The organism is Acinetobacter sp. 228, assembly GCF_048147885.1.
This window is the reverse complement of the sequence record NZ_JAYWYV010000234.1, coordinates 1-1461: the sequence shown is the minus strand read 5'-3', so window position 1 is coordinate 1461 and position 1461 is coordinate 1. Positions and strand designations below refer to the sequence as shown.

Here is a 1461-nt window from a genome sequence, read left to right as displayed (position 1 = left end):
AGGCAGGACAACAGGAAATTAGTGGAGTAGTTTCGGTAAGTCTACCGCCAGCTACGGCTGCACATTTGGTAATGCCTCATCTTGGTAAGTTTTATCGTCAATATCCTGAGCTACAATTGAGAATACTCGGTGATGTTCATTATGCCTCCTTACAGCATCGCGAAGCAGATATCGCAGTTCGCTTTGGACGCCCTAAAGATGATTATCTAATTGCGCGTAAAGCTGGTGAAGTTCCTTTTGGCATATATGCAGCCCAAGAATATTTGGATGCTATACAAGAAGAAAACTATGGGTGGATTAGTGTTGAAGTTGGTGGAGTTCAAGGACAAAAACAGCAAAAGCTAAAACAACGGTTAAATTATAAAGAGCCTGTTATGGTTACGAATCATCCTGAGCTTCAATGGCGGGCTACTTGTGGAGCAGTTGGTTTAGCTGTACTACCTGATTTTTTAGGCCAGCAAGGTCATTTAGTAAAATTACCTGATGATGACCCAATGAGTGCTGAAATTTGGTTAGTAATTCATGAAGATCTGCGGAGTAGTCCTGCAGTAAGGGTAGTGATGGATTTTCTTTTAGATTGTTTTGAATCTTTTCGTGTTTAATATTGCTTAAGCCTTGACTTCAATTAGCTTAATTAATTTTTATTCATCAGGAAAACTTCCTGCATCTTCTCTTGCTTGCTTCAAGGCTAGAAAAAAACACAGCAAAAAAAGTAAGCCAATAAAAAATAAGAAAAAATCTAAATAACTAATACCTAAACCAACTCCGAAAGCCCCTAAACTTAATAATAAAATACAAAATATTTTCCAAATAATGAGCATGTGGTTTTGTAATAAAAACTTGAAGTTAGGCTGTAATTGAAAAATATTTCCAGATATGTGTTTGTTTTTTTTCTTATAGGTTGTGTAAAGCTTTATAATTTATCGAATTACATAATATTTACTTCTAACTAAACCCTCCTAATTGAGCACTTTTTAATTTTACTATACATTCGTATATATAAAATTTATGTTTTTTGAATTAATAGAATGATAATTCTTTAGAAAGCCTGTAAAATAGAAATTGCAAACTTTATTTTTAATTTATTTTTATTTAAAATTAAGGGGTTAAATAAATTTATCAAACTTTTGTTAAAAAAAAGACTTGATATTTAAGCTAAATTTTGAAATTATAGTCATGCAAATTGTGATCTATTTCCCACAATTTGTATTTTAGGTTAAGTGGTTATCACTAATGCTCATTAGCTTTTTTCGCTTATGAGCATTTTTTTAATTTATTTATTAGTAAAAATTAAAAAATAATGTGTGTGATCATTTGACTTTTTTAGTATTAATTAAAAATTATTCATTCTATAAAGCCGACTAATTACTACTAAGCTCTAGCGTTTAGAAGAAATACTAATCATATTGGATCGTTACCGTTGCATTAGCTTTGACTTCACCGGCTGTTACATTCGAAGCA

Annotated in this window: 2 protein-coding genes; one reads left to right on the top strand and one right to left on the bottom strand. The window is 31.6% G+C overall.

Features of this window, described 5'->3' with window-relative positions; all coding sequences use genetic code 11:
- On the top strand, nucleotides 1-602 hold a 602-nt coding region (locus VXQ92_RS17720; protein ID WP_416682694.1), incomplete at its 5' end, for a LysR family transcriptional regulator.
- A 39-nt stretch (nucleotides 603-641) separates the two neighbouring features.
- Here the strand turns inward: VXQ92_RS17720 and VXQ92_RS17715 are convergent.
- A complete protein-coding gene (locus tag VXQ92_RS17715) occupies nucleotides 642-821 on the bottom strand; it encodes a hypothetical protein (RefSeq protein WP_000905609.1) in 180 nt (59 codons plus the stop codon).
- Nucleotides 822-1461 lie beyond the last annotated feature (640 nt).